The following is a 21,808-nucleotide window of genomic DNA, read 5'->3' on the forward strand; positions in this document are numbered from 1 at the left end:
AGAACAACAATGTTTGGCGCAGAAAAAGGCAAGGCCGGCAAACTGGACGGCAAGGGGCTGTATATCGGCATCGTCCAGGCCCGCTTCAACGAAAGCATCACCAACGCGCTGGCGCAAGCCTGCAAGGCGGAGCTTGCGGCATTGGGTGTCGCCGAAGACCACATCGACCTGGTGCACGTGCCCGGGGCGCTGGAAGTCCCGGTGGCGCTGCAGGCCATGGCCGAAAAAGGCGGCTATGACGCCCTGGTCGCCCTGGGCTGCATCATCCGCGGCGAGACCTACCATTTCGAACTGGTGGCCAACGAATCGGCCGCCGGCGTGACGCGCATTTCGCTGGACTACCAGCTGCCGATCGCCAACGTGATCCTCACTACCGAGAACCTGGAACAAGCCGTGGCCCGGCAGACCGAGAAAGGCCGCGATGCGGCCCGTGTCGTGGTCGAGATGTGCCACGTGCTGGACGACCTTTGATGAGCGACGACAACAAGCCGGCCACGGGCCCCGCCCCGCGCCAAAGCCGCACCGGGCTCACCAGCACCGGCGCCCGCAAGGCCTCGGCCAAGTCCGCGCGCAGCCGTGCCCGCGAGTTCGCCCTGCAGGCTCTCTACCAGCACCTGGTCGGCCACAACGATGCGCAGTCCATCGACGTCTTCACCCGCGACCTGGCGGGCTTCCACAAGGCGGATTCGGTGCACTACGACGCCCTGCTCCACGGCTGTATCGGGGAAGCCGCGGAACTCGACGCCCTGATCCTGCCGCTGCTGGATCGCAAGATGGAAGAAATCTCGCCTATCGAGCACAGCGTGATGTGGATCGGCGCCTACGAGTTCCTGCACTGCCCGGAAGTCCCGTGGCGGGTGGTCCTCAACGAGTGCATCGAGCTGGCCAAGGAATTCGGCGGCACCGACGGCCACAAGTACGTGAACGCGGTGCTCAACGGCCTGGCCGCCACGCTGCGCACGCCCGAAGTGGAAGCGGACAAGGCTTCCGGAAGGGCCAAGGGATGAGAATCTCCGCGCGCGCCGAGAAGATCGAGCCGTTCTACGTGATGGAGGTCGCGAAGGCGGCTTCGCAACTCGCCCGCGAAGTGGCGCACACCGACCGGCCGATGATCTTCCTGAACATCGGCGAGCCGGATTTCACGGCCCCGCCGCTGGTCCAGGAGGCCGCGGCCAAGGCCATCCGCGACGGCGTGACCCAGTACACCCAGGCCACCGGTCTGGAGACGCTGCGCGAGCGCATCAGCGGCTGGTATGCCGACCGGTTCGGCGTGCAGGTTCCGGCGCGACGCATCATCGTCACCGCAGGCGCATCGGCGGCCTTGCAGCTGGCCTGCCTGGCGCTGGTCGAGGCCGGCGACGAGATCCTGATGCCGGACCCCAGCTACCCCTGCAACCGGCATTTCGTGAGCGCCGCCGACGGCCAAGCGGTGCTGGTGCCCACGACCGCAGCCGAGCGCTTTCAGTTGAGCGCCGCCAAGGTGCAGGAGCATTGGGGCGACAAGACCCGCGGCGTGCTGCTGGCGTCGCCTTCCAATCCCACCGGCACGTCGATCCACCCGGACGAACTGCGCCGCATCCACAGCTTCGTGAGCGGCAAGGGCGGCATCACCCTGCTCGACGAGATCTACCTGGGCTTGAGCTACGAAGAGACTTTCGGCCACACCGGCCTGGGCCTGGACGACCAGGTCATCAGCATCAACAGCTTCTCCAAATACTTCAACATGACGGGCTGGCGCCTGGGCTGGATCGTCGTGCCCGAGGCGCTGGTGCCCGTGGTCGAGCGGCTGGCGCAGAACCTGTTCATCTGCCCCAGCGCGGTGGCGCAGCATGCGGCCCTGGCCTGCTTCGAAGCCGAGAGCCTAGCCGAATACGAGCAGCGGCGGACGCAGTTCAAGGCGCGCCGCGACTACTTCATCCCGCAGCTCGACGCCATGGGCCTGTCGGTTCCGGTCGTGCCCGACGGCGCTTTCTACGCCTGGGCCGATTGCTCCAAGGCTTGCCAGAAACTCGGCATCCGGGACAGCTGGGAATTCGCCTTCGAGGTGATGAAGCGCGCCCATGTGGCCGTGACCCCGGGCCGCGATTTCGGCACCGCGCAAACCCCCAACTTCGTGCGCTTTTCCACGGCCAACTCGATGGCGCAGCTGCAGGAATCGGTGGCGCGGCTGCGCGCCCTGCTCGCCTGACGATGTCCTTCGAATTCCCCATTCGCGTCTACTGGGAAGACACCGACGCCGGCGGCATCGTCTTCTATGCCAATTACCTGAAATTCTTCGAACGGGCGCGCACCGAATGGCTGCGCTCCCTGGGGATCGAGCAACGCAGCCTGCGCGAAAGCTCGGGCGGAATCTTCGTTGTCGGGGAAACCTCGGTGCGTTATCGGCAGCCGGCGCGCCTCGATGACGAACTTCTTGTTACGGCCCGCGTCAAAGAATCGGGCCGTGCGTCTTTGATAATTGCCCAGCAGGCGTTCCTGCGCGGCAGCCACACCCTGCTTTGCGAAGGAACGATCCGCATCGGGTGGGTCGAGGCCGACACACTGAAGCCTGCGAGAATCCCGCCCACTATCCTGGAAGCACTGAAACCATGAACCAAGACCTGTCGATCCTGCAACTGGTGCTCAATGCCAGCTGGGTGGTGCAACTCGTCATGCTGCTGCTGATAGGGGTATCCATCTCCAGCTGGGCCGCCATCTTCCGCAAGCTGTTCGCCCTGAAACGGGTCAACACCCTCAACGACGACTTCGAGCGCGACTTCTGGTCCGGCACCAGCCTGAACGACCTGTTCTCGGCGGCGGCGCAGAACGCCAAGACGGCCGGCCCGATGGAACGCATCTTCGCCAGCGGCATGCGGGAATACAGCAAGCTGCGCGAACGCCGCATCTCCGACGCCGGCACCCTGCTCGACGGCGCGCGCCGCGCCATGCGCGCCAGCTACCAGCGCGAGCTGGATGCCGTGGAGACCCACCTCTCGTTCCTGGCGTCGGTCGGCTCCGTCTCGCCTTACGTGGGCCTGTTCGGCACCGTGTGGGGCATCATGCATGCCTTTATCGGCCTGGCCAGCCTGCAGTCCGTGACGCTGGCCACCGTGGCCCCCGGCATCGCCGAAGCCCTGGTCGCCACCGCCATCGGCCTGTTCGCCGCGATCCCGGCCGTCGTGGCGTATAACCGCTTTGCCCGCGACATCGACCGCGTCGCGATCAAGCTGGAGACCTTCATCGAAGAGTTCTCCAACATCCTGCAGCGCAACCTGGGCGCGCACTCGGCGTCCGGGCACTGACACCGGAGCACCACATGCCAGCTACTGTCAGCCGGGGCCGCGGCCGCCGCACCATCAACGAGATCAACATGGTCCCGTTCATCGACGTCATGCTGGTGCTGCTGATCATCTTCATGGTGACGGCGCCGCTCATCGCTCCAAGCATGATCGACCTGCCCAGCGTGGGCAAAGCCCCCAAGCAACCCGACCAGGTCATGCAGGTGATCATCGGCAAGGACGAGACGCTGGACCTGAAGATCAACGACAGGACCGTGCGCCTGACCCTGCAAGGCGTGACCGCGGCGGTGACCGAGGCCCAGGCCGGAACCACGCCCGGCAGCAGCGCCGTCGTGATCAGCGCCGACCGCAACGTCAAGTACGACAGCGTGGTGAAGGTCATGGACAGCCTGCAGAAGGCGGGCGTGCAGCGCGTCGGCCTGTCGGTGCAACTGGCCAAATAAGCACAGCATGCACGACAGCGCCGATCGCCTCGATTTCGCGCCGCCGCCGGAACCGGCCGCCATTCGGGCTTTCGTGCTGGCCATCCTGGCCCACGTGCTGCTGATGATTGCCCTGACCTGGGGCATCAACTGGAACCGCGACGCCGAAAACGTCGCCGCCGAGGCCGAACTCTGGTCCAGCGTGCCGCAGCAGGCCGCGCCCAAGGTCGTCACGGCGCCTCCGCTGCCGACGCCGCCCCCTCCTAAGCCCGAGCCGAAGCCCGAGCCCAAGGTCGAGCCCCCGCCGGCGCCACCTGTGAGCAAGGCACCGGACATCGCGCTGGAGCGCGAGAAGAAGCGCCGAGAACTGGCCGAACGCCGGCAGGAAGAACTGGAACGCCAGAAGAAGCTCGAAGCGCGCAAGAAGCAGGAAGAACTCAAGCGCCAGGAAGAAATCGCGGAGCAGAAAGCCGAGGAAGAGAAGAAAAAGAAGAAGGCCGAAGAGCTGGCGAAGGCCAAGGAGAAGCAGGAGGCGGCCAAGGCCAAGCAGGACGAAGCCAAGATGGCCGCGCTGCGCAAGGAAAACATGGAGCGGATGATGAAGGGTGCTGCGGGCACCGGGCCGCCTTCGGCAACGGGCACTGCCGCGCGTTCATCCGGCCCTTCCGACAGTTATGCCGGCCGGATTCGCGCGCGCGTCAAACCGAACATCGTGTTCACGGACGACATAGCGGGCAATCCGACAGCCGAAGTCGAGGTGCGCCTGGCACCCGACGGCACCATCACCGGGAAACGCGTCGTCAAGTCCAGTGGCGCCAAGTCCTGGGACGAAGCCGTGCTGCGCGCACTAGACAAGACCGAGATCTTGCCTCGCGACGTGGACGGCCGTGTCCACTCGCCGTTGATCATCGAGTTCCGGCCCAAGGGCTGAGGGCCCTGCTCTACTCGTAGACGATCTGGGCACGGCCCTGGTCGGCTTGGGCCATCCAGCTCGCCAGCGCCGCATCGCTGGGAAAGAATTTCGCTTCCTCGCCCAGCTGCAGTTCGGCGACCGCTGCATCGCGTTTCAGCCAAAGCCGCACGCCCAGGCCGCGCACCAGCTCACCCTGCTCGGAGATTTCCCGCTTGGGCGGAAACTCCCGCACCAGGCGCTTGATGTCCGGCGCCTTGCCGTTGACGGCGACGCGCAGGAACTTGCCGAAGCGGCAACGCGCCGTGGCCAGGTCCCACACCTGGGTGATGCTCAGGCGAAAGCCGCCGGAGAAGCGATCAGGCTGCATCTTGGCCATCACGATGATCAGTTCATCGTCCTTGAGCAGGTGGCGATTGGCGTTGATCACGCCCTCGTCCGCCGTGGCCTCGATCATCCCGGACTTGTCGTCGAGCTTGAACAGCGCCAGCTTGCCGCGCTGGCCGTTGATCACGCGGAAATCGTTCACGATGCCGGCCAGCAGCTGGGGCTCGCGCGTGTCGATCAAATCGTCGATCTGGCGCTTCACGAAACGCCGCACTTCGAGCGTCACTTCGTCGAACAGGTGCCCCGACAGATAGAAGCCGACAGCCGTCTTCTCCAGGGTCAACCGCTCCTTCACGCCCCAGGGCATGGCCTCCACCAGCGGCGGCTCCTGCGTGCTGGCCGCGTGCGAATCGCCCATGTCGAACAGCCCGCCCTGGTTGGCGTTGGCTTCAGTGGCGTTGGCGAAGTCGAAAGCGCGATCGATCGAGGCCACCATGGATGCGCGATTCAGCTGCAGTGCGTCGAAAGCGCCGGCCTTGATCAATGCTTCGACCGTGCGCTTGTTGATCCGCGTGCGGTCCACCCGGACGCAGAAGTCATAAAGGCTGGTGAAGGGTCCACCCTCTTCGCGCGCCCTGACGATCGCGTCGATCGCCTGCTGGCCGGTTCCCTTGACGGCGCCCAGGCCGTAGCGGATGACCTTGTCCGAAACCGGCTCGAACCGGTAAACCCCGCGGTTGACGTCGGGCGGCTCGAAGGTGAGCCCGAAATTCTTCTGCGCATCCTCGAACAACACCTTGAGCTTGTCGGTGTCGTCCATTTCCACCGTCATGTTGGCGCAGAAGAACTCGGCCGTGTAGTGGACCTTGAGCCAGCCGGTGTGATACGCCAGCAGCGAGTAGGCGGCGGCGTGCGACTTGTTGAAGCCGTAGCCCGCGAACTTCTCCATCAAGTCGAAGATCTCGTCGGCCTTTTCCTCGACGATGCCGTTCCTGGCCGCGCCATCGCGGAAGATCTGACGGTGCTCGGCCATCTCCTCGGCCTTCTTCTTGCCCATGGCGCGGCGCAGCAGGTCGGCGCCGCCGAGCGAGTAGCCGCCCAGGATCTGCGCGGTCTGCATCACCTGCTCCTGGTAGACCATGATGCCGTAGGTCTCCGACAGCATTTCGGCCACCAGCGGGTGCGGATACTCCACCTGCTCGCGGCCGTTCTTGCGGGCCACGAAGGTGGGGATCAGGTCCATCGGACCCGGGCGGTACAGGGCGTTGAGCGCGATCAGGTCTTCCAGCCGGGTGGGCTTGGCATCGCGCAGCATGCCCTGCATGCCGCGGCTTTCAAACTGGAACACCGCCTCGGTCTTGCCGTCGGCGAACAGCTTGTAGGTATGCGCGTCGTCCAGCGCGATGTTCTCGAACGCGAACTCTTCCTGGCCCTTGTGGCGCGCGCGGATGAAGTCCTTGGCGATCTCCAGGATCGTGAGGGTGGCCAGTCCCAGGAAGTCGAACTTCACCAGGCCGGCGGCCTCCACGTCGTCCTTGTCGTACTGGCTCACGGCCGAGTCGCTGCCCGGCTGCTGGTACAGCGGGGTGAAGTCGGTCAGCTTGCCCGGCGCGATCAGCACGCCGCCGGCGTGCATGCCGACGTTGCGGGTCAGGCCTTCCAGTTTCTGAGCCAGCGCCAGCAAGGTCTTGACCTCGTCTTCGCGCTGCAGCCGTTCCGCGAGGATAGGCTCGGCCTTGATGGCATCGGCGATCGTGATGTGCTGGCCCGGCTTGTTGGGGATCAGCTTGCTGATGCCGTCGCAGAAGGTGTAGCTCATGTCCAGCACCCGGCCCACGTCGCGGATGGCGGCGCGCGCCGCCATGGTGCCGAAGGTCGCGATCTGGCTCACGGCCTCCTTGCCGTACTTGTCCTTGACGTAGTCGATGACACGGTCGCGGTTGGACTGGCAAAAATCGATGTCGAAGTCGGGCATCGACACCCGCTCCGGGTTGAGGAAACGCTCGAACAGCAGGTTGTATTGCAGCGGATCGAGGTCGGTGATCTTCAGCGAATAGGCGACCAGCGAGCCGGCGCCCGAACCCCGTCCCGGCCCTACCGGGCAGCCATGGCTCTTGGCCCAGTTGATGAAATCGCCCACGATCAGGAAGTAGCCGGGGAACCCCATCTTCAGGATGGTGTTGATCTCGAACTCCAGCCGCTGCACGTAGCGCGGCATCTCCTTGTCGCGCTGCGCCGCATCCCGGTACAGGTGCTGCATCCGCTCCTTCAGGCCCTCGTGCGAGGCGAAGCGGAAGTACTCGTCGATCGGCATGCCGTTCGGCGTGGGGTAATCCGGCAGCCGGGGCTTGCCCAGTTCCAGCACCAGGTTGCAGCGTTTGGCGATCTCCAGCGTGTTGGCCACGGCCGCGGGCACATCCGCGAACAACTGTTCCATCTGGGCCTGCGGCTTGAAATACTGCTCGCGCGTGAACTTGCGCACCCGCCGCTGGTTGCCCAGGATCTCGCCCTCGGAGATGCAAACGCGCGCCTCGTGGGCCTCGTAGTCTTCGTCGGTGGTGAACTGCACCGGATGCGTGGCGACCACCGGCAGGTTGAGTCGCGCGGCCAGCTGCACGGCAGCGGCCACATGGGCCTCGTCGTCGGGACGGCCGGCGCGCTGCAGCTCGATGTAGAAGCGATGCGGAAAGATCGATGCCAGCTCGAGCGCCATGTCACCGGCGCGCTGGGGATCGCCTTGCACCAGGGCCTGGCCCACCGGGCCGGCCTGGGCGCCGGAGAGCACGATCAGGCCCTGGCCGTACTCGCGCAGCCATTCGAGCTTGCAGACGGCCTGCGCCTTCACGACGTTCTGCGTCCAGGCGCGTGCCAGCAGCTCGCACAGATTCAGGTAACCCTGCTTGCTCTGCACCAGAACCACCATGCGCGACAGCATGGTCGCGTCCTTGGCCAGGCCCTGCAGCAGGATTTCGGCGCCGATGATCGGCTTGACACCGGCGCTACGCGCGGCTTTGTAGAACTTGATGGCGCCGAACAGGTTGTTCAGGTCGGTGATGGCGAGGGCGGGCTGGTGATCGCCCGCCGCCGCCTTGATGGTTTCGTCGATGCGGTTGGTGCCGTCGACGATGGAAAACTCGGTGTGCAGGCGCAAATGGACGAACATGCACGCATTGTAGAAAGGGCGCGGCCCTTGACAGTTTCCTAAAATGAGCGACCGTGAATTCCGTCCTCAATATTTCCGCCTATCGTTTCGTAACGATTGAAGACCCCCAGGTGCTTCGGGAGACGCTGTCGAGCCGCGCCTCCTCGCTGGGCCTTTTGGGCACGATCCTGCTGGCGCAAGAAGGTATCAACCTGTTCCTGGCAGGCGACCCTGATGCGGTGCACGAATTTCTCGGTCAACTGCAAGCAGATGAATGCTTTGCCGACCTGCAGGCCAAGGAGAGCTGGTCGGACCGGCAGCCGTTTCGCAAGCTGCTGGTCAAGGTCAAGCCCGAGATCATCCGCATGAACCACCCCGCCATCCAGCCGGCCCAGGGCCGCGCGCCCGCCATCGACGGGCCCACCGCCAAGCGCTGGCTCGACCAGGGGCACGACGACGAAGGACGCCCCGTCGTCACGTTGGATACCCGCAACGCGTTCGAGGTGGATCACGGCACTTTCGAAGGCGCTGTCGATTGGGGCCTGAAGAAATTCAGCGATTTCCCCGCGGCCTTCGACGCCCACAAGGCGCAGCTCGAAGGCAAGACCGTGGTGAGTTTTTGCACCGGCGGCATCCGCTGCGAGAAGGCGGCGATCTACATGCGCGAAGCCGGGCTGGACCACGTGTGGCAGCTGGATGGCGGCATCCTCAAATACTTCGAAGAAACCGGTGGGGCCCACTTCAAGGGCAACTGCTTCGTCTTCGACGAGCGCGAAGCCCTGGACCCTGAGCTCGACCCAGCAAGGGAAAGCTGATCAGTCGCGCAGGGCGTGCAGCACCTCGGAGTGGAACTCTCGCGTGTAGAGCACGCCCACGACCAGCGCCGTGGCCACGGCAAAGATCAGTGGCGAGAAGAACCAGGCAATTGCGGCGAACGAGAAATAGTAGGCGCGAATGCCGTCGTTGAATGTCTCGGCGGCCATGCCCAGCAGCTTGCCGGCCCGGTCGGCGAAATGCTCGCGCTCGAACTTGTTTTGGGCAAAGTCTTCCGGCGGGGGCATGGAGCCCAGCACCAACGCCCCGAAGGTGTACTGGCGCATCGACCAGGTGAAGCGAAAGAAGGCATTGACGAAGATGCCCAGCAGCACCAGCACCTTCAGCTCGAACACCACCATCGTGGTGCGGGTCGCGAAGGGAATCTCGCGCACGAACTCCGCCGCCTTGTCCGTGGTGCCAAGCAGCGCCAGCAGGCCGCCCATGATGATGATCGTCGCCGAGGCAAAGAACGAGGGACTGCTGGACAGGCTCTGGATGATGATCCCGTCCAGCACTCGCGGGTCCCGCCCCGTCGCCTGCAGCATCCAGTAGCGGCGGTAACGGTTGGTCGTGGCCAGCAGCGACGCCCGGCGCACGCCCCAGTGCCGCGCGAACCACGCGTAGCCTGCCCAGGCCGAAAAGAGCCAGACTACGGCCAGCCAGTCGTACCAGGGCAGCAGGGTGAGGACTTGCATGGGCGCATCATAGATTGTCATTGCGGGCTTGACCCGCTACTGTCCGAGATTTCAGAGCGCTGGCAATTGCTCGTGGATGTGAGCTTGCCCCGGGACCCATGGTCGCGGCGGTTCGCTGCTGTTGCCGGCCTGCGGGCGGGCGGCGAAGCCACGTGTGGGCGGGCTGTGACGCGCGGTCAGCCCGTTCCGCGCCTTTTCAAGGCGCGAAAGCGGCGCCGGGGAACGGACTTGCGGGCTTCGGACTCATCGTGGACTGTCCTCGCACTCCGGAGAGGCCCGCGCGCTGATCACGCGCAACGCCCGCAAGTCCATTCCCCGACGCCTCGGGCAGCCCTGATTGCGCGCCCCAGCCCGTCCACACGCGGCTTCGCTCGGACTTGGCTGGCGCGCCGCAGCCAACCGGCGCACAGCCTTGCCGCGAGGTGTTGGCGCGCAACAGCTGGATTGCGGGTCGCATCGAGCGAAAGAATGAGCGCCGGCGAACAGACCTCTAAGACAGCGGTTCCGGCGGAGTGAAGCGCGTCGGCGGCAACGGGATGAACTCGTGCTCGCCCGGCACCTGGCCCATGCGCTGGGCTTCCCAGTCGGCGCTGGCTTCGATGATGCGTTCCTTGCGGCTGGAAACGAAGTTCCACCACATGTGGCGCGGGGCATCCAGCGGCTCACCGCCGATCACGACGAAGCGTGCCGGCCCGCCGGCTGTGACCACCGTGGACGCCCCCGGCTGCAGCACCGCCATCGCCTGCGGAGCGAGCAGTTCGCCATCCACCGACACCTCCCCCAGCACGGGAAAGAGCGCCAACTCGGGCGCCAGCGCAGGTAGCTCGATGGACCCGCCTGCGGGCAGTGTCACGTCAAGGTACAGGGTCTGCGAGAACACGGCCACGGGAGACGAAGCCCCGAAGGCCTGGCCGATCAGCACCCTCACCTTGGCGTCGCCGAGCGCTACCTCGGGGATGGCCGAAGCCGGCGTGTGCGAGAACGAGGGCTCGTCTTCCTCGTGATCAAGAGGCAGGGCAGTCCACAGCTGCAGGCCGTGGTTGACGTAGCTCTTGCCCCGCAGCGCGTCCGGCCTGCGCTCCGAATGCACGATGCCCCGGCCCGACGTCATCCAGTTGATGGCGCCCGGCTCTATGAGCTGCTCGGTACCCAGGCTGTCGCGGTGCATCATGGCGCCGTCGAACAGGTAGGTCACCGTGGCCAGGCCGATGTGCGGATGCGGGCGCACGTCGTGGTTCGCGCCCGGCAACTCGGTCACCGGCCCGAAGTGGTCGAAGAAGATGAAGGGGCCGACGCTTCGCTGCCGCGCCGCCGGCAGCAACCGGCGGACCTTGAATCCGCCCCCCAGGTCTTTCTCATTCCCCGTGAGCTGCAGCTGTATCGCCATGACGCCTCTCCTTTCTTAGCCTTTCAACCGCGTGGCGATGTCCGCCACGCGCTTTCCGAACAGCCGCGCCGTTGCCAGATCGCCGGCCGACATGTCCCCCGTTCCGCCGTCCGACGGCGACTGCGCGATGGCTCCGCTGTAAGAAACCAGGTAGTTGACGTCGTCGCGCTTGGCCGATTTGGTGTTGGCGGGCATCAGGCCCTGGCTGACCCAGATCATCCCGTGCTGCATCGCCAGCGTGAACAGCGTCGTCAGCGTGCCCTGCTTGTCGCCGCTCATGCCGGCGCTGTTGGTGAAACCGGCCGCCACCTTGTCCTTCCATTCCTGGGCGTACCAGGGCTTGGAGGAGGCATCGGCGAATTTCTTGAACTGCCAGCTCACACTGCCCATGTAGGTGGGCGTGCCGAAGATGATGCCATCGGCCGCCTTGAGCTGCTCCCACCCACCGGCGGCCAAGTTGCCCTCGGCATCGATGGGGACGAGTTCGCCGTTGGCCCCTTCGGCCACGGCTTGCGCCATGCGCTGGGTGTGGCCGTAGCCGGAGTGATAGACGACCGCGATGCGTGCCATGGCTTCAGGCCCTGCCGCGCTTGCCGTCGAGGCTCCAGCGCCCGGCGCCGAAAGCGGCGAGCACCAGCAACCCGCCCAGCACGCCGATGTTCTTGTCGAAGGCCTGCTTCTGCATCATTTGCTGCGCAGCTTCAACGGCCCAATAGTTGTGGAAGATCGGCGTGATGACGGCCAGGAAGATGGCCAGCCCCAGCGCCGCCCAGCGTGTCTTCAAGCCGAACAGGACCAGCAGCCCCAGGCCCAGCTCGGCGACGATGGCGATCGCCGCACCGACCTCGGGCAACGGCAGGCCCTTGGCCGCGATGTACCCGGCTACGCCGGCGAATCCGGCGATCTTGCCGTAGCCGGCCGGTATGAAGAGCCATGCAACGAGCGCGCGGCCGATCAGGGCCAGCGTGTCTTGTGCGGATGTGGATGTGGAGGGGGTCATCGGGACTCCTTTATTGTGGTTGAAGAAAAATCAGTCAGCCAGGTCGAACACCAGCACTTCGGCCTGCTTGCCGCCGGTGAACGTGACTTCGGCCTCGTTCTCGAGCATGGCCGCGTCACCCGCCACCACCCGCTTGCCGTTCACTTCGAGCTCGCCGCGCACCACGTGCACATAGCCCTTGCGCGCCGGATCGAGCCTCTGGCTGAAACTCTCGCCGGCATCGAAGAGCCCGGCATAGACGCGGGCGTCGGCGTGGATCAGGACGGAACCTTCGGCGCCATCCGGCGAAGCCACCAGGCGCAGGCGGCCCCGCTTCTCGCTCTCGGCGAAGGTCTTCTGCTCGTAGCTGGCCGGAATGCCGGTCACGTTGGGTTCGATCCAGATCTGCAGGAAATGCGTGGTCTGGTCCTTGGCGTGGTTGAACTCGCTGTGCTGCACGCCGGTGCCGGCGCTCATGCGCTGCACGTCGCCGGGCGGAATGCCCTTAATGTTGCCCAGCGTGTCCTTGTGGGCCAGGTTGCCCTCCAGCACGTAGCTGATGATCTCCATGTCGCGGTGGCCATGGGTGCCAAAGCCGGTGCCGGGGGCGATGCGGTCCTCGTTGATCACGCGCAGGTTGCCGAAACCCATGTACTCGGGGTCGTAGTAGTTGGCGAATGAAAAGCTGTGAAAGGACTTGAGCCAGCCGTGGTCGGCGTAGCCGCGTTCCTGGGATTTGCGCAAGGTCAACATGGTTCTGGCCCTTTCAAAAAACCGTTCGATGTCGTCAATGTAGGGGCGAACGCGCTGTCAGCGCATCACCCGGATTTGATGGCATCATTCAAAAAATCTGAACGCTAGCTCCCACCCTGCCCATCCATGCAAACCCCGCGTGAAGTCTTGACTCCCGACGCCCTGGCCCTGCTGCAGGCAGTGGCTCAGGCGGGCAGCTTCGCCGCCGCGGCCCGCGAACTCGGTCTGGTGCCCAGCGCCGTCACCTACCGCATACGGCAGATCGAGGACGCCCTGGACGTGCTGCTGTTCGATCGCAGCTCGCGCCAGGCCCGCCTGACCGACGCCGGCGCCGAGCTCCTGCGCGAGGGCGGGCGGCTGCTGGCGGAAATCGATGCGGTGGCGAACCGCGTCAAGCGGGTCGCCACGGGCTGGGAATCGCAGCTCACCATCGCTATGGATACGGTGATCTCCTCCTCCACGGTCATGGAGTTGGCCGAGGCCTTCTTCGTCCTGGCGCCGACGACCCGCCTGCGCCTGCGCGACGAGGCGCTTTCCGGAACGCTGGAGGCGCTCACGGCCGGGCATGCCGACCTCGCCCTGGGTGTCTCCCTGGATCTGGGGAATGCCGCGGGCATCCAGAGCGCCATGCTGGGAGAGCTCGCCTTCGTGTACGCCGTGGCGCCGCACCATCCGCTTGCAGCAGCCAAGGGCCCGCTGAAGGACGACCTGCTGCAAAAGCACCGGGCGATCGCCGTGGCCGATTCAGTGCAGCGGGGCACCGCGCTCACGCTGGGCCTTCTGGCCGGCCAGGATGTGCTTACCGTGCCCACCATGGAGGCCAAGCTCGATGCGCAATTGCGGGGGCTGGGCGGCGGTTTCGTGCCCGAGCCGATGGCGCGCCCCTATGTGGAGAGCGGCCGCCTGGTCGTCAAGGAAGTCGAGCGCGCGTCACGCGTGACGCGCGTGAGCTACGCGTGGCGCAGCAATGCGGTGCCGGGCCGCGCGCTGCAATGGTGGCTGGGACAGCTCGAAAGCCCGGCGACCCGGCGTGCCCTGCTTGGGCGGCATACCAGGGCGTGATGCGACAATGAACCGCAATGGCTAAACAACTAAGAAACATCGCCGTGATCGGCGCGGGCATCGCGGGCCTCGCTTGCGCCCGGACGCTGGCCCAGGCCGGCCACCGGGTGACGGTGCTTGAAAAGGGCGACGCCCCCGGTGGGCGCACGTCCAGCTGCGAAACGCCCTACGGCAGCTTCGACCACGGGGCGCAGTACTTCACGGTGCGCGATGCGCGCTTCGAGAAGGTCTTGTCGGTCTCGCCGGGCTTGCGCAAGCCCTGGAGCGCCAACGCCGTGCGCGTGCTCGACCCGCATGGCCGGGTGGCCGAGGCGGCCCTGCCCTCGCGCGAGCCGCACTGGGTCGGCGTGCAGGCCATGGATTCGATCGCCCGTCACTGGGCCCAGCCCCTGCTGGACGCCGGCCATCTGGAACTGCGGACGCGGGTTACCCGCATCGAACGCGACGCGCTCGATCCCCAGCGCTGGCAGCTGCAAACCAGCGGCCCCGAGGATTCGGTGCATGTGTTCTCGGGGTTCGACTCCGTGCTGCTCGCCGTGCCCAGCGCGCTGGCCGGCGGCCTGCTGCGCCAATCGGACCTGGCGCCGCGGCTGGCGCAACAGATCGAAAAGGTCGAGGTGGCGCCCTGCTGGACGCTGATGCTGGCGTTTCCGCAGGCGGTGCAACCCTCGCTGACGCACCTGGGGCCCCAATGGAACGCGGCCCTCAGCACCCACCATCGCATCGCCTGGCTTGCCCGCGAATCGTCCAAGCCCAGGCGCGCCCCGGTGGAACGCTGGACCGTGCAAGCCAGCCCCGCGTGGTCGCAGGAGCACCTCGAGGACGACGCGCCCCGGGTGCAGGCCAAACTGCTCAAGGCGTTCGCCGAGGTCACGGGCATCCGTGCGGAGCCAGGCTATGCCGAGGTTCACCGCTGGCGCTGGGCCAAGACGCTGGCCCCGCTGGGGCAATCGCATCTGTGGGACGGCAAGGCCGGTGTGGGTTTGTGCGGCGACTGGTGCCTGGGCCATCGCGTCGAAGACGCTTTCGTCTCCGGCCTCGAACTCGCGCTGAAGGTGCACGCGGACCGTTAAGAGCGGAGCATGAGCGTCGCCGGGCCGCCCCAAGACGCGAAGGCCCCCCTCGGGGGGCAGCGCAGTACACGAAGTGACAAGCGTGGGGGCACAATGACTAGAGTGGGGGCGACATACATCGGCCGGTTTGCGCCCTCGCCGACCGGGCCTCTGCATGCGGGGTCGCTGGTAGCGGCCCTGGCCAGCTGGCTGGACGCACGCGCCCACGGCGGGCGCTGGCTGGTGCGTATCGAGGATGTGGACATCCCCCGGTGCGCGCCCGGCGCGGCCGAAACGATCCTTCAGCAGCTGACCGCCTGTGGCTTGGTCCCCGACGAGGAGCCGGTATGGCAATCCCGGCGCGGCGCCCTCTACCAGGCGGCGCTCGACCAGCTCGTGAGCGAGAGCCGGGCCTACCCTTGCGCCTGCTCGCGCAAGGACATCGAGGAGGCCCTGGCAGCCCAGGGCCATCCCCGCGCACGGCACGCCGAGCTGGTCTACCCCGGCACCTGCCGCCTGGGCCTCGGCGGGCGCCCGGCCCGTGCCTGGCGCTTCAAGACCGAGCCGGGGCTCATCGAGTGGCATGACCGGAGGCTGGGTGCGCAGCAGCAGGATCTGGCCCGCGAAGTCGGCGACTTCGTGCTCAAGCGCGCCGATGGCCTGTGGGCCTACCAACTCGCCGTGGTGGTCGACGATGCGCAACAGGGAATCACCCAGATCGTGCGCGGCGAAGATCTCGCGGACAACACGGCGCGCCAGATCGTGCTGCAGCAAGCCCTGCGGCTGCCCACGCCCGGCTACCTGCACACCGCGCTGGTATTGGGGCCCAACGGCGAAAAGCTCTCCAAGCAGAACGGCGCCCGGCCACTGGATACCAGCCGGCCACTCCTGGCGCTCAACGCCGCCGCCCAGGTGCTCGGCCTGCCCGAGCAACGGCTTTCGACCGCGCAGGCGCTGGCCTCGTGGCAGGCGCAATGGCGCGACTCCTACAATCTGCCGGGTGACTGAACCCGGCAAGACCCCTCCCCCACCCGCTGCGCCCGATGGCGTGGCCCATCCCAGAACCATACGCAGCTTCGTGCGCCGTGCGGGCCGCACCACGACGGGCCAGGCCAAGGCCTTCGAGCAGCTCGGGCCGCGCTTCCTGCTGCCCTACCAGCCGCAGCCGCTCGATTTCCAGGCGGCCTTCGGCCGTGACGCGCCCACCATCCTGGAGATCGGCTTCGGCATGGGCGAGGCCACGGCGCATATCGCGGCGCTCATGCCCGAGAATAATTTTCTTTGCTGCGAGGTCCACGAGCCCGGCGTGGGCGCGTTGCTCAAGCGCATCGGCGAGCACGGCCTCGCCAACATCCGCATCGTGCAGCACGACGCCGTGGAGGTGATGGAGCACATGCTGCCTGAAGCCAGCCTGGCGGGCGTCCACATCTTCTTTCCCGATCCCTGGCACAAGCTGCGCCACAACAAGCGCCGCCTGGTGCAGCCGGCGCTGATCGCACGGTTGGTCTCGCGCCTGCAGCCAGGTGGCTACATCCATTGCGCAACCGACTGGCAACCTTACGCGCAGCAGATGCTGGAAGTGCTGTCCGCGGAGCCGCAACTGGCGAACACGGCGCCCGACTATGCGCCGCGCCCGCACTACCGCCCACTCACCAAATTCGAGAACCGCGGCCTCAAACTGGGCCACGGAGTCTGGGACCTGGTGTTTCGCCGAAAAGAGGATCAACGGTGAACAACACCCGCGCCCGCGTCTGCGCTCTCTACCTGGTGTTTCTGCTGTCCGGGTTCTGTGGGCTGATCTACGAGTCCATCTGGTCCCACTACCTGAAATTGATCCTGGGGCATGCGGCCTATGCGCAGGCGGTAGTTCTCATCATCTTCGTCGGCGGTATGGCGCTAGGCGCCTGGTTGACGAGCCTGCGATCGGAACGCATCCGCAATCCCATCCTGGTGTATGCCATCGTGGAGGCGGCGGTGGCCGTCATGGCATTCGGCTTCCACTTTGTCTTCGTCAAGGCCTCCGGCTGGGCCATGGACTGGCTGCTGCCGGCGGCCTGTCAGGGCGATGGACTCTGCTGGGCCGGCTGGCTCCTGGCCGCGGTCCTCATCCTGCCCGGCGCCGTACTACTCGGTTCGACCTTTCCGTTAATGAGCGCCGGGATCCTGCGCATGGGCGTTCAACCCGGCCGCGGGCTTTCGACCCTGTACTTTCTCAACAGCGGGGGTGCGGCGCTCGGCGTTCTGGCGTCGGGCTTCCTGCTGATTCCATCGCTCGGCCTGCCCGGCACGCTGCTCGTTTCGGGCGCATTGAACCTGTTGGCCGCGCTGGCGGCCTTCCTGGTAACGCGGCTGCCCGGCCCTGAACCTGTGGCACCGGTGCACGGAGCGACCTCCAGCCCCGCAGGCAACACGGGCCGCTGGTTGCTGCTGGTCGCCGCCGTCACCGGGCTGTCGTCCTTCGTCTACGAGGTGGTCTGGATCCGGATGTTGACCCAGGTGCTGGGGGCCGCTACCCACTCCTTCGAGCTGATGCTGGCGAGCTTCATCCTCGGCCTGGCGCTGGGTGCCTGGTGGATACGCAAACGCATCGACACTCTCGCCCGGCCCGAGCGCATGCTGGCCGGCGTGCAGATTGCCATGGGCGTCCTGGCGGTGGCGACCTTGCCGCTTTACAGCTGGTGCTTCGAAGCGATGGCCCTCACCTTGAAGGGCCTCTCACGCAGCGGGGAAGCCTATGCCTTCTTCATGGGCGCGAGCGCGGTGATGACGATGGCCGTGATGCTCCCGGCGACGTTCTGCGCGGGCATGACACTCCCCTTGCTCACCAGCATGCTGCTCCAGCGCGGCGGCGGTGAGCGGGAAATCGGCCGTGCCTACGGCGCCAACACCCTCGGGGCGATCCTGGGGGTACTGGCCACCGTCTTCTGGCTGATGCCCGCGGCCGGCCTCAAATGGACGCTGGCCGCCGCCGCGGCCATCGACATCCTGCTGGGCGCCGCCATCCTGTGGCACTTCCGCTCCAAATGGTCCGGCCGGCCCTGGGCATTGGCCTCGGCTGGCGTCTCGCTCGCGCTGGTCCTGGGGATCCCGCTGCTGGTGGCGCTTCCGGTGGAAAAGACCGCCTCCGGCGTCTTCCGCAGCGGCGAGCCCCGCCTCAGTGGCCACAGCAAGGCGATCTTCTCGCGCGACGGCCGCACCGCGTCCATCACGGTGCTGGAACGCCGCGATGGCGTGCGCACCCTGCTGACCAACGGCAAGTCTGATGGCGCCACACACCCGGCCGGAGCCCGACTGACGTCGGACGACCACACGACCGTCATGCTGGGCGCGCTGGGCCCCGCCCACCATCCGCAGGCCAGGCGCGCCGCCGTCGTGGGCCTGGGCACCGGGATCACCTCGGCCGTCCTGCTCGAGTCGGGGCGCATCGAATCGGTCGACACCATAGAGATCGAGCCGATGGTCATCGCGGCGGCCCAGCATTTCCGGCCGCGCAACGCCGCGGTGTTCGACGACCCGCGCAGCCGCATTGTCATCGACGACGCGCGGGCCCACCTGGCGCGCGCCCGGTTGAAGTACGACCTGATTGTTTCGGAGCCGTCCAATCCCTGGGTCAGCGGCGTCTCGGGGCTGTTCACCACCCAGTTCTATGAAGGCGTCGCCCGGCAATTGGCGCCGCAAGGTCATTTTGTCCAGTGGTTTCATGTGTACGAGGCCAGCCCCGAAATGGTCGGCTCGGTGATCAAGGCGTTGTCGAAGACCTTCCCCGACTACAAGGTCTATGCGCCCAACATTGCCGATCTGGTCCTGGTCGCGCGGGCCGACGGCGGCAAGGTCCAGCTTTCGCCGGACCTGTTTTCGTCTGCCGGCATGGCCGGCCATTTGCGGCGCATCGGCATCGACAGCGTCGAGCGGCTGGCCGCGCACGAGGCTGGGCACCACACCACCATCCAGCTGCTTTCGGGCGGCTACGGTGCGCCCGCGAATTCGGACTTCTCCCCCTACGTGGACAACCGGGCCGCCCGTGACCGCTTCATGTCGGCGCGCGCCGACGCGATGTTCCAGATGCATGTGTCGCCCATCCCGTTCCTGGAGTTCGGCAAGCCGGTGCCCGCCTATCTGGGGACGATCGACAGCGCCCTGCCGACCATGCCGCGCAAGCTGAACGACCTGGCGGGCGCGTGGCACGGCAGCCGCCTGCTGCGCGGAGAATCCCTGACGCCCGCGCAGCGCACGTACCTGGGGCAGCACGAACAGGACTACGAGATCGTGCGCGCGTGGCTATGGGGATGCCAGCCGATGAGCCACCAGACCAGATGGGACGCGGCGATCACTGTCGCCAGCGAGGTCAATCCGGGCCTCAGTCCCCAGCAGGCCGCGGCCTTGTGGACCGAGGCTCTGAACGGGCGCTGTGCACGCCAGTTCACCCCTGAGCAAACGCTGTGGCTCGAACTGTTCCGCGCCGTGGGCAGCCGCGACGCTCGCGCCACGCGCGAGCGCGCCGACCAGCTGCTGGCACTTTCACCGGGCAGCCAGCGCCAGCTCGAATACCAGGTACTGGCCGCTATCGGCGCGCGCTTCGCGCTCGGCGAGCACGCGGACGCAAAGCACCTGCTCGATCAAGCCGGAGCGGTGGTGCGCGCGGAACAGATGGAACTGCCGTGGTTTCGCTACCTCGCCTCCGCCCTCTCGGCGCCAGTTCGCGCGCCGTGATATAGCGAACAGCAACGAGACATATGCCCATCTTGCATGGGCTTTGCAGGCATATCCTTATTGTGGGGGGTGGGGACCCTGGGTTATGGTTTCCAGGCACCGAGGAGCAGGGCATGACTACGAAGCGCAGAACATTATTGGGCACGGCGCTCGCCGCAGGTTTGACAGGGCTGGCAGGATTGGGCCTAGGCGGTAACGCCTGGGGCCAGGCGAAAGGCGCCGCACGCAAGATCGTGCTGGGCCAGTCCGTGCCGCTCACCGGCGCGGCCAGCGAGATCGGGCTGGCATTCGCCGCCGGCGCCAAGCTTTACGTCGATTCCTTCAACGGCCGCAAGAGCAACCCCGGCTGGAGCTTCGAGCTGCGCCAGATGGATGACGGCTACGACCCGGCCAAGGCCGGCGCCAACGCCAAGAAACTGCTGGCCGACGGCGCGGATGTGCTCTTCGGCTTTGTCGGCACCGCCAGCAGCGACGCCGGCGCCGCAGTGGCCAAGCAGGATGGCGCGATCTTCTTCGCACCGTTCGCGGCTTCCGACACGCTGCGCGACGCATCCAACACCAACGTCTTCCATGTGCGTCCCAGCCTGGCCGACGAAGCCTTCAAGATGGTGCGCCACTGTGCGACGCTGGGGCAGACGCGCATTGCCGTATTGGCCGAAGACGACGCCATGGGCCGCGCCGGTCTGGCGGCCGTCACGCAGGCGCTGAGCGAGCAGAAGCTCTCTCCGCTGGTCGCCTCCGCCTTCGTGCCCGTCAACAGCGACAAGGTCGACGCCGCCGTGGCCGCGCTCGCCAAGGGACAGCCGCAGGCGATCATCCAGGTCTCACTGTTCAATTCCACCGCGGCATTCATCCGCAAGATGCGCAAATCCGGCTATGCAGGCGCGTTCCTCAATTTCTCTGTTGTGGGCATCGATCCCCTCTTCACCGCGCTGGGCAAGGAAATCGGCGGCGTGGTGGTGTCGCAGGTCGTGCCTTCGCCGCGCAGCTCGGCCACGCCCATCGTCAAGGAATACCTGGCCGCCATCGACAACTCGGACCAGTCGCCTTCCTACGAAAGCCTGGAAGGCTACATCGCGGCCAAGACGCTAGTCGAGGCCGTGCGCCGCGCTGGCAAAGGTTGGGACACGGCCGGTCTGCAGAAAACCATGGCCTCGATGACGGATTACGACGTCGGCGGTTTCCGCATCAACCTGCGCGCGGGCATTCGCGATTCGGTGCGCGCCATCGACCTGGTGACGATCACACCGGACGGCAAGATCGTTCGCTGAACCCGCTGCGCCGCAGCGTCTCGCTCGGCCGCTCGCCGTAGCGCTCACGGTAGCAGGCCGCAAAGTCGCCGAGGTTGCCGAAGCCCCAGCGGTAGGCGATGTCCGTGACGCTGCCCCGCCCGTCCAGCAATTCGCTGCGCGCACGCTCCAGCCGGCACTGCTGCAGATAGCGCATCGGCGACGTCCGCAGGCGCTTTTCGAAACCCCGTGTGAGCGCCCGCATGCCCACACCGGCGGCGCGCGCCAGATCGGCCAGCGTTACCGCCGCGCCCGGGTCCGCGTGCATGAATTCGAGTGCGCGATCTACCGCGTTACGCGGCGCGGCCTGAGCGCCGAGCCGAGGGGACAGCGAGTGCGGCCACGCCATCAGCAACTCCAGCAAGGCAGCCTCCTGCCAGCGCCGTTCCAGCAGCGGCGCGTGCGGTGACTCGCACACGGGCAACTGGTTCAGCCGCTGCATCAGGCCCGCCAGGTGCAGGGCGGGTGCGCTGCCGGCCGGCACGAGTTCGCGGCAGCGTAGCGCTTCGCCCGCAGCGTCGCCGAACAATGTGTGTGCCGCGTCCATCAGGTCCTCGTGCTCGACCTTGAGGTTGAGAAGCCGCAGGTCCGCCGACATGGGCACGTCGGCCGTCACCTCGGGCGGCCGCACGCCGGCGTTGCCGGCCCGTGCCATTTCATTGCCTACGAGGATCTCGCCGCGCGCTGCGAACGAGAACATCCAGTAGCTGTGCGGCGGCACGCTGCGCGCCGTGGCGGCGCAGCCGTATTCGATGCTGGAGACGTTCAGGCGTCCCACGTCGAAGCCCGCGAGCCGCATGTCCAGGCGGCCGCGCGTGCGCAGCGCGAGCGAATGCGGGCCATACAGCCGCTCCACCAGTTCCACGGCTTCGTCGGCCCGGTCGGTGTTGAACTGCGCCCGCCACCGCAGCGCCGGCACGGCGACGGCCGTGGCGTCCGGTGCGGCAGGGGCGCTGGGGGCCATCACCGCACGCTAGCGCGCGCCC

Annotated in this window: 21 protein-coding genes; 14 read left to right on the forward strand and 7 right to left on the reverse strand. The window is 66.6% G+C overall.

Annotation, left to right across the window (positions count from 1 at the left end; translation table 11 throughout):
- Positions 1 to 9: 9 nt before the first annotated feature.
- Genes ribH through tolA form a run of 7 tightly spaced genes read left to right on the forward strand, consistent with a single transcriptional unit; the run spans position 10 to position 4,631 of the window.
- A complete protein-coding gene (gene ribH, locus HNE04_RS13870; RefSeq protein WP_172219874.1) occupies positions 10 to 471 on the forward strand; it encodes a 6,7-dimethyl-8-ribityllumazine synthase in 462 nt (153 codons plus the stop codon).
- The gene (gene nusB, locus HNE04_RS13875) at positions 471 to 1,007 is read left to right on the forward strand and encodes a transcription antitermination factor NusB (protein WP_172219877.1); all 537 of its coding nucleotides are present in this window, start codon (positions 471 to 473) and stop codon (positions 1,005 to 1,007) included. Before ribH ends, nusB begins: the two co-directional genes overlap by 1 nt.
- The gene (locus tag HNE04_RS13880; RefSeq protein ID WP_172219880.1) at positions 1,004 to 2,188 is read left to right on the forward strand and encodes a pyridoxal phosphate-dependent aminotransferase; all 1,185 of its coding nucleotides are present in this window, start codon (positions 1,004 to 1,006) and stop codon (positions 2,186 to 2,188) included. The genes nusB and HNE04_RS13880 overlap by 4 nt, the downstream gene beginning before the upstream one ends.
- 2 nt (positions 2,189 to 2,190) lie before the next feature.
- Positions 2,191 to 2,592, forward strand: a complete 402-nt coding sequence (gene ybgC / locus HNE04_RS13885; protein ID WP_172219883.1) for a tol-pal system-associated acyl-CoA thioesterase — start codon at positions 2,191 to 2,193, stop codon at positions 2,590 to 2,592.
- A complete protein-coding gene (gene tolQ / locus HNE04_RS13890; protein ID WP_172219886.1) occupies positions 2,589 to 3,281 on the forward strand; it encodes a protein TolQ in 693 nt (230 codons plus the stop codon). Before ybgC ends, tolQ begins: the two co-directional genes overlap by 4 nt.
- Before the next feature lie 14 nt (positions 3,282 to 3,295).
- Positions 3,296 to 3,721 (forward strand): biopolymer transporter ExbD, encoded by a 426-nt coding sequence (locus tag HNE04_RS13895; protein WP_172219889.1) that lies wholly within the window; start codon positions 3,296 to 3,298, stop codon positions 3,719 to 3,721.
- Positions 3,722 to 3,728: 7 nt separating this feature from the next.
- Entirely contained in the window at positions 3,729 to 4,631 is a 903-nt protein-coding gene (gene tolA, locus HNE04_RS13900) for a cell envelope integrity protein TolA (protein WP_172219892.1), read from the forward strand.
- Between the two features lie 10 nt (positions 4,632 to 4,641).
- On the opposite strand, the gene dnaE is transcribed toward tolA, so the two are convergent.
- On the reverse strand, positions 4,642 to 8,100 hold the full coding sequence (gene dnaE, locus HNE04_RS13905; RefSeq protein ID WP_172219895.1) for a DNA polymerase III subunit alpha: 3,459 nt from the start codon (positions 8,098 to 8,100) through the stop codon (positions 4,642 to 4,644).
- 53 nt (positions 8,101 to 8,153) lie between these two features.
- Here dnaE and HNE04_RS13910 point away from each other — a divergent pair, with 53 nt between their 5' ends.
- Positions 8,154 to 8,894, forward strand: coding sequence for a sulfurtransferase (locus HNE04_RS13910; RefSeq protein WP_172219898.1), 741 nt, complete (start codon positions 8,154 to 8,156; stop codon positions 8,892 to 8,894).
- On the opposite strand, the gene HNE04_RS13915 is transcribed toward HNE04_RS13910, so the two are convergent.
- The 5 genes from HNE04_RS13915 to HNE04_RS13935 form a co-directional block, all read right to left on the reverse strand.
- Positions 8,895 to 9,590 (reverse strand): DUF599 domain-containing protein, encoded by a 696-nt coding sequence (locus HNE04_RS13915; RefSeq protein ID WP_172219901.1) that lies wholly within the window; start codon positions 9,588 to 9,590, stop codon positions 8,895 to 8,897. It lies immediately after the preceding gene.
- A 490-nt stretch (positions 9,591 to 10,080) separates the two neighbouring features.
- Complete coding sequence (locus HNE04_RS13920) at positions 10,081 to 10,977, reverse strand: pirin family protein (RefSeq protein ID WP_172219903.1); 897 nt, start codon at positions 10,975 to 10,977, stop codon at positions 10,081 to 10,083.
- A 15-nt stretch (positions 10,978 to 10,992) separates the two neighbouring features.
- Entirely contained in the window at positions 10,993 to 11,547 is a 555-nt protein-coding gene (locus HNE04_RS13925; protein WP_172219906.1) for a flavodoxin family protein, read from the reverse strand.
- Positions 11,548 to 11,551: 4 nt separating this feature from the next.
- Positions 11,552 to 11,977: a DoxX family protein gene (locus tag HNE04_RS13930; RefSeq protein WP_172219909.1), complete on the reverse strand. Its 426-nt coding sequence runs from the start codon at positions 11,975 to 11,977 to the stop codon at positions 11,552 to 11,554.
- Between the two features lie 30 nt (positions 11,978 to 12,007).
- Entirely contained in the window at positions 12,008 to 12,709 is a 702-nt protein-coding gene (locus HNE04_RS13935; RefSeq protein WP_172219912.1) for a pirin family protein, read from the reverse strand.
- Between the two features lie 126 nt (positions 12,710 to 12,835).
- Between HNE04_RS13935 and HNE04_RS13940 the strand changes: the two genes are divergently transcribed.
- From HNE04_RS13940 to HNE04_RS13965, 6 genes are all read left to right on the forward strand, one after another.
- The gene (locus HNE04_RS13940; protein ID WP_172219915.1) at positions 12,836 to 13,771 is read left to right on the forward strand and encodes a LysR family transcriptional regulator; all 936 of its coding nucleotides are present in this window, start codon (positions 12,836 to 12,838) and stop codon (positions 13,769 to 13,771) included.
- A gap of 17 nt (positions 13,772 to 13,788) precedes the next feature.
- The gene (locus tag HNE04_RS13945; protein WP_172219918.1) at positions 13,789 to 14,844 is read left to right on the forward strand and encodes an NAD(P)/FAD-dependent oxidoreductase; all 1,056 of its coding nucleotides are present in this window, start codon (positions 13,789 to 13,791) and stop codon (positions 14,842 to 14,844) included.
- Between the two features lie 102 nt (positions 14,845 to 14,946).
- Complete coding sequence (gluQRS, locus tag HNE04_RS13950) at positions 14,947 to 15,831, forward strand: tRNA glutamyl-Q(34) synthetase GluQRS (protein ID WP_328700327.1); 885 nt, start codon at positions 14,947 to 14,949, stop codon at positions 15,829 to 15,831.
- Positions 15,815 to 16,555: a tRNA (guanosine(46)-N7)-methyltransferase TrmB gene (gene trmB / locus HNE04_RS13955; protein WP_172220426.1), complete on the forward strand. Its 741-nt coding sequence runs from the start codon at positions 15,815 to 15,817 to the stop codon at positions 16,553 to 16,555. The genes gluQRS and trmB overlap by 17 nt, the downstream gene beginning before the upstream one ends.
- Positions 16,552 to 19,533 carry a fused MFS/spermidine synthase gene (locus HNE04_RS28410; protein ID WP_172219923.1) on the forward strand — a complete coding sequence of 994 codons (2,982 nt, stop codon included), beginning with the start codon at positions 16,552 to 16,554 and terminating at the stop codon, positions 19,531 to 19,533. The genes trmB and HNE04_RS28410 overlap by 4 nt, the downstream gene beginning before the upstream one ends.
- 113 nt (positions 19,534 to 19,646) lie before the next feature.
- On the forward strand, positions 19,647 to 20,804 hold the full coding sequence (locus HNE04_RS13965; protein ID WP_172219926.1) for an ABC transporter substrate-binding protein: 1,158 nt from the start codon (positions 19,647 to 19,649) through the stop codon (positions 20,802 to 20,804).
- On the opposite strand, the gene HNE04_RS13970 is transcribed toward HNE04_RS13965, so the two are convergent.
- Positions 20,776 to 21,786: a helix-turn-helix transcriptional regulator gene (locus HNE04_RS13970; RefSeq protein ID WP_172219929.1), complete on the reverse strand. Its 1,011-nt coding sequence runs from the start codon at positions 21,784 to 21,786 to the stop codon at positions 20,776 to 20,778. The two genes, HNE04_RS13965 and HNE04_RS13970, sit on opposite strands and share 29 nt — an antisense overlap.
- Between the last annotated feature and the right edge of the window lie 22 nt (positions 21,787 to 21,808).

Source organism: Caenimonas soli, from assembly GCF_013155545.1.
Classification (GTDB): Bacteria; Pseudomonadota; Gammaproteobacteria; order Burkholderiales; family Burkholderiaceae_C; genus Ramlibacter; species Ramlibacter soli.

Bases quoted from the DNA above. Each gene is read 5' to 3' on its own strand.
- HNE04_RS13915 (WP_172219901.1), bottom strand. From the start codon at position 9,590: ATGCAAGTCCTCACCCTGCTGCCCTGGTACGACTGGCTGGCCGTAGTC.
- ribH (WP_172219874.1), top strand. From the start codon at position 10: ATGTTTGGCGCAGAAAAAGGCAAGGCCGGCAAACTGGACGGCAAGGGG.
- dnaE (WP_172219895.1), bottom strand. From the start codon at position 8,100: ATGTTCGTCCATTTGCGCCTGCACACCGAGTTTTCCATCGTCGACGGC.
- nusB (WP_172219877.1), top strand. From the start codon at position 471: ATGAGCGACGACAACAAGCCGGCCACGGGCCCCGCCCCGCGCCAAAGC.
- tolA (WP_172219892.1), top strand. From the start codon at position 3,729: ATGCACGACAGCGCCGATCGCCTCGATTTCGCGCCGCCGCCGGAACCG.
- HNE04_RS13925 (WP_172219906.1), bottom strand. From the start codon at position 11,547: ATGGCACGCATCGCGGTCGTCTATCACTCCGGCTACGGCCACACCCAG.
- HNE04_RS13970 (WP_172219929.1), bottom strand. From the start codon at position 21,786: ATGGCCCCCAGCGCCCCTGCCGCACCGGACGCCACGGCCGTCGCCGTG.
- HNE04_RS13945 (WP_172219918.1), top strand. From the start codon at position 13,789: ATGGCTAAACAACTAAGAAACATCGCCGTGATCGGCGCGGGCATCGCG.
- tolQ (WP_172219886.1), top strand. From the start codon at position 2,589: ATGAACCAAGACCTGTCGATCCTGCAACTGGTGCTCAATGCCAGCTGG.
- HNE04_RS13880 (WP_172219880.1), top strand. From the start codon at position 1,004: ATGAGAATCTCCGCGCGCGCCGAGAAGATCGAGCCGTTCTACGTGATG.
- HNE04_RS13940 (WP_172219915.1), top strand. From the start codon at position 12,836: ATGCAAACCCCGCGTGAAGTCTTGACTCCCGACGCCCTGGCCCTGCTG.
- HNE04_RS13930 (WP_172219909.1), bottom strand. From the start codon at position 11,977: ATGACCCCCTCCACATCCACATCCGCACAAGACACGCTGGCCCTGATC.
- ybgC (WP_172219883.1), top strand. From the start codon at position 2,191: ATGTCCTTCGAATTCCCCATTCGCGTCTACTGGGAAGACACCGACGCC.
- HNE04_RS13920 (WP_172219903.1), bottom strand. From the start codon at position 10,977: ATGGCGATACAGCTGCAGCTCACGGGGAATGAGAAAGACCTGGGGGGC.
- HNE04_RS13965 (WP_172219926.1), top strand. From the start codon at position 19,647: ATGACTACGAAGCGCAGAACATTATTGGGCACGGCGCTCGCCGCAGGT.
- HNE04_RS13935 (WP_172219912.1), bottom strand. From the start codon at position 12,709: ATGTTGACCTTGCGCAAATCCCAGGAACGCGGCTACGCCGACCACGGC.
- HNE04_RS13895 (WP_172219889.1), top strand. From the start codon at position 3,296: ATGCCAGCTACTGTCAGCCGGGGCCGCGGCCGCCGCACCATCAACGAG.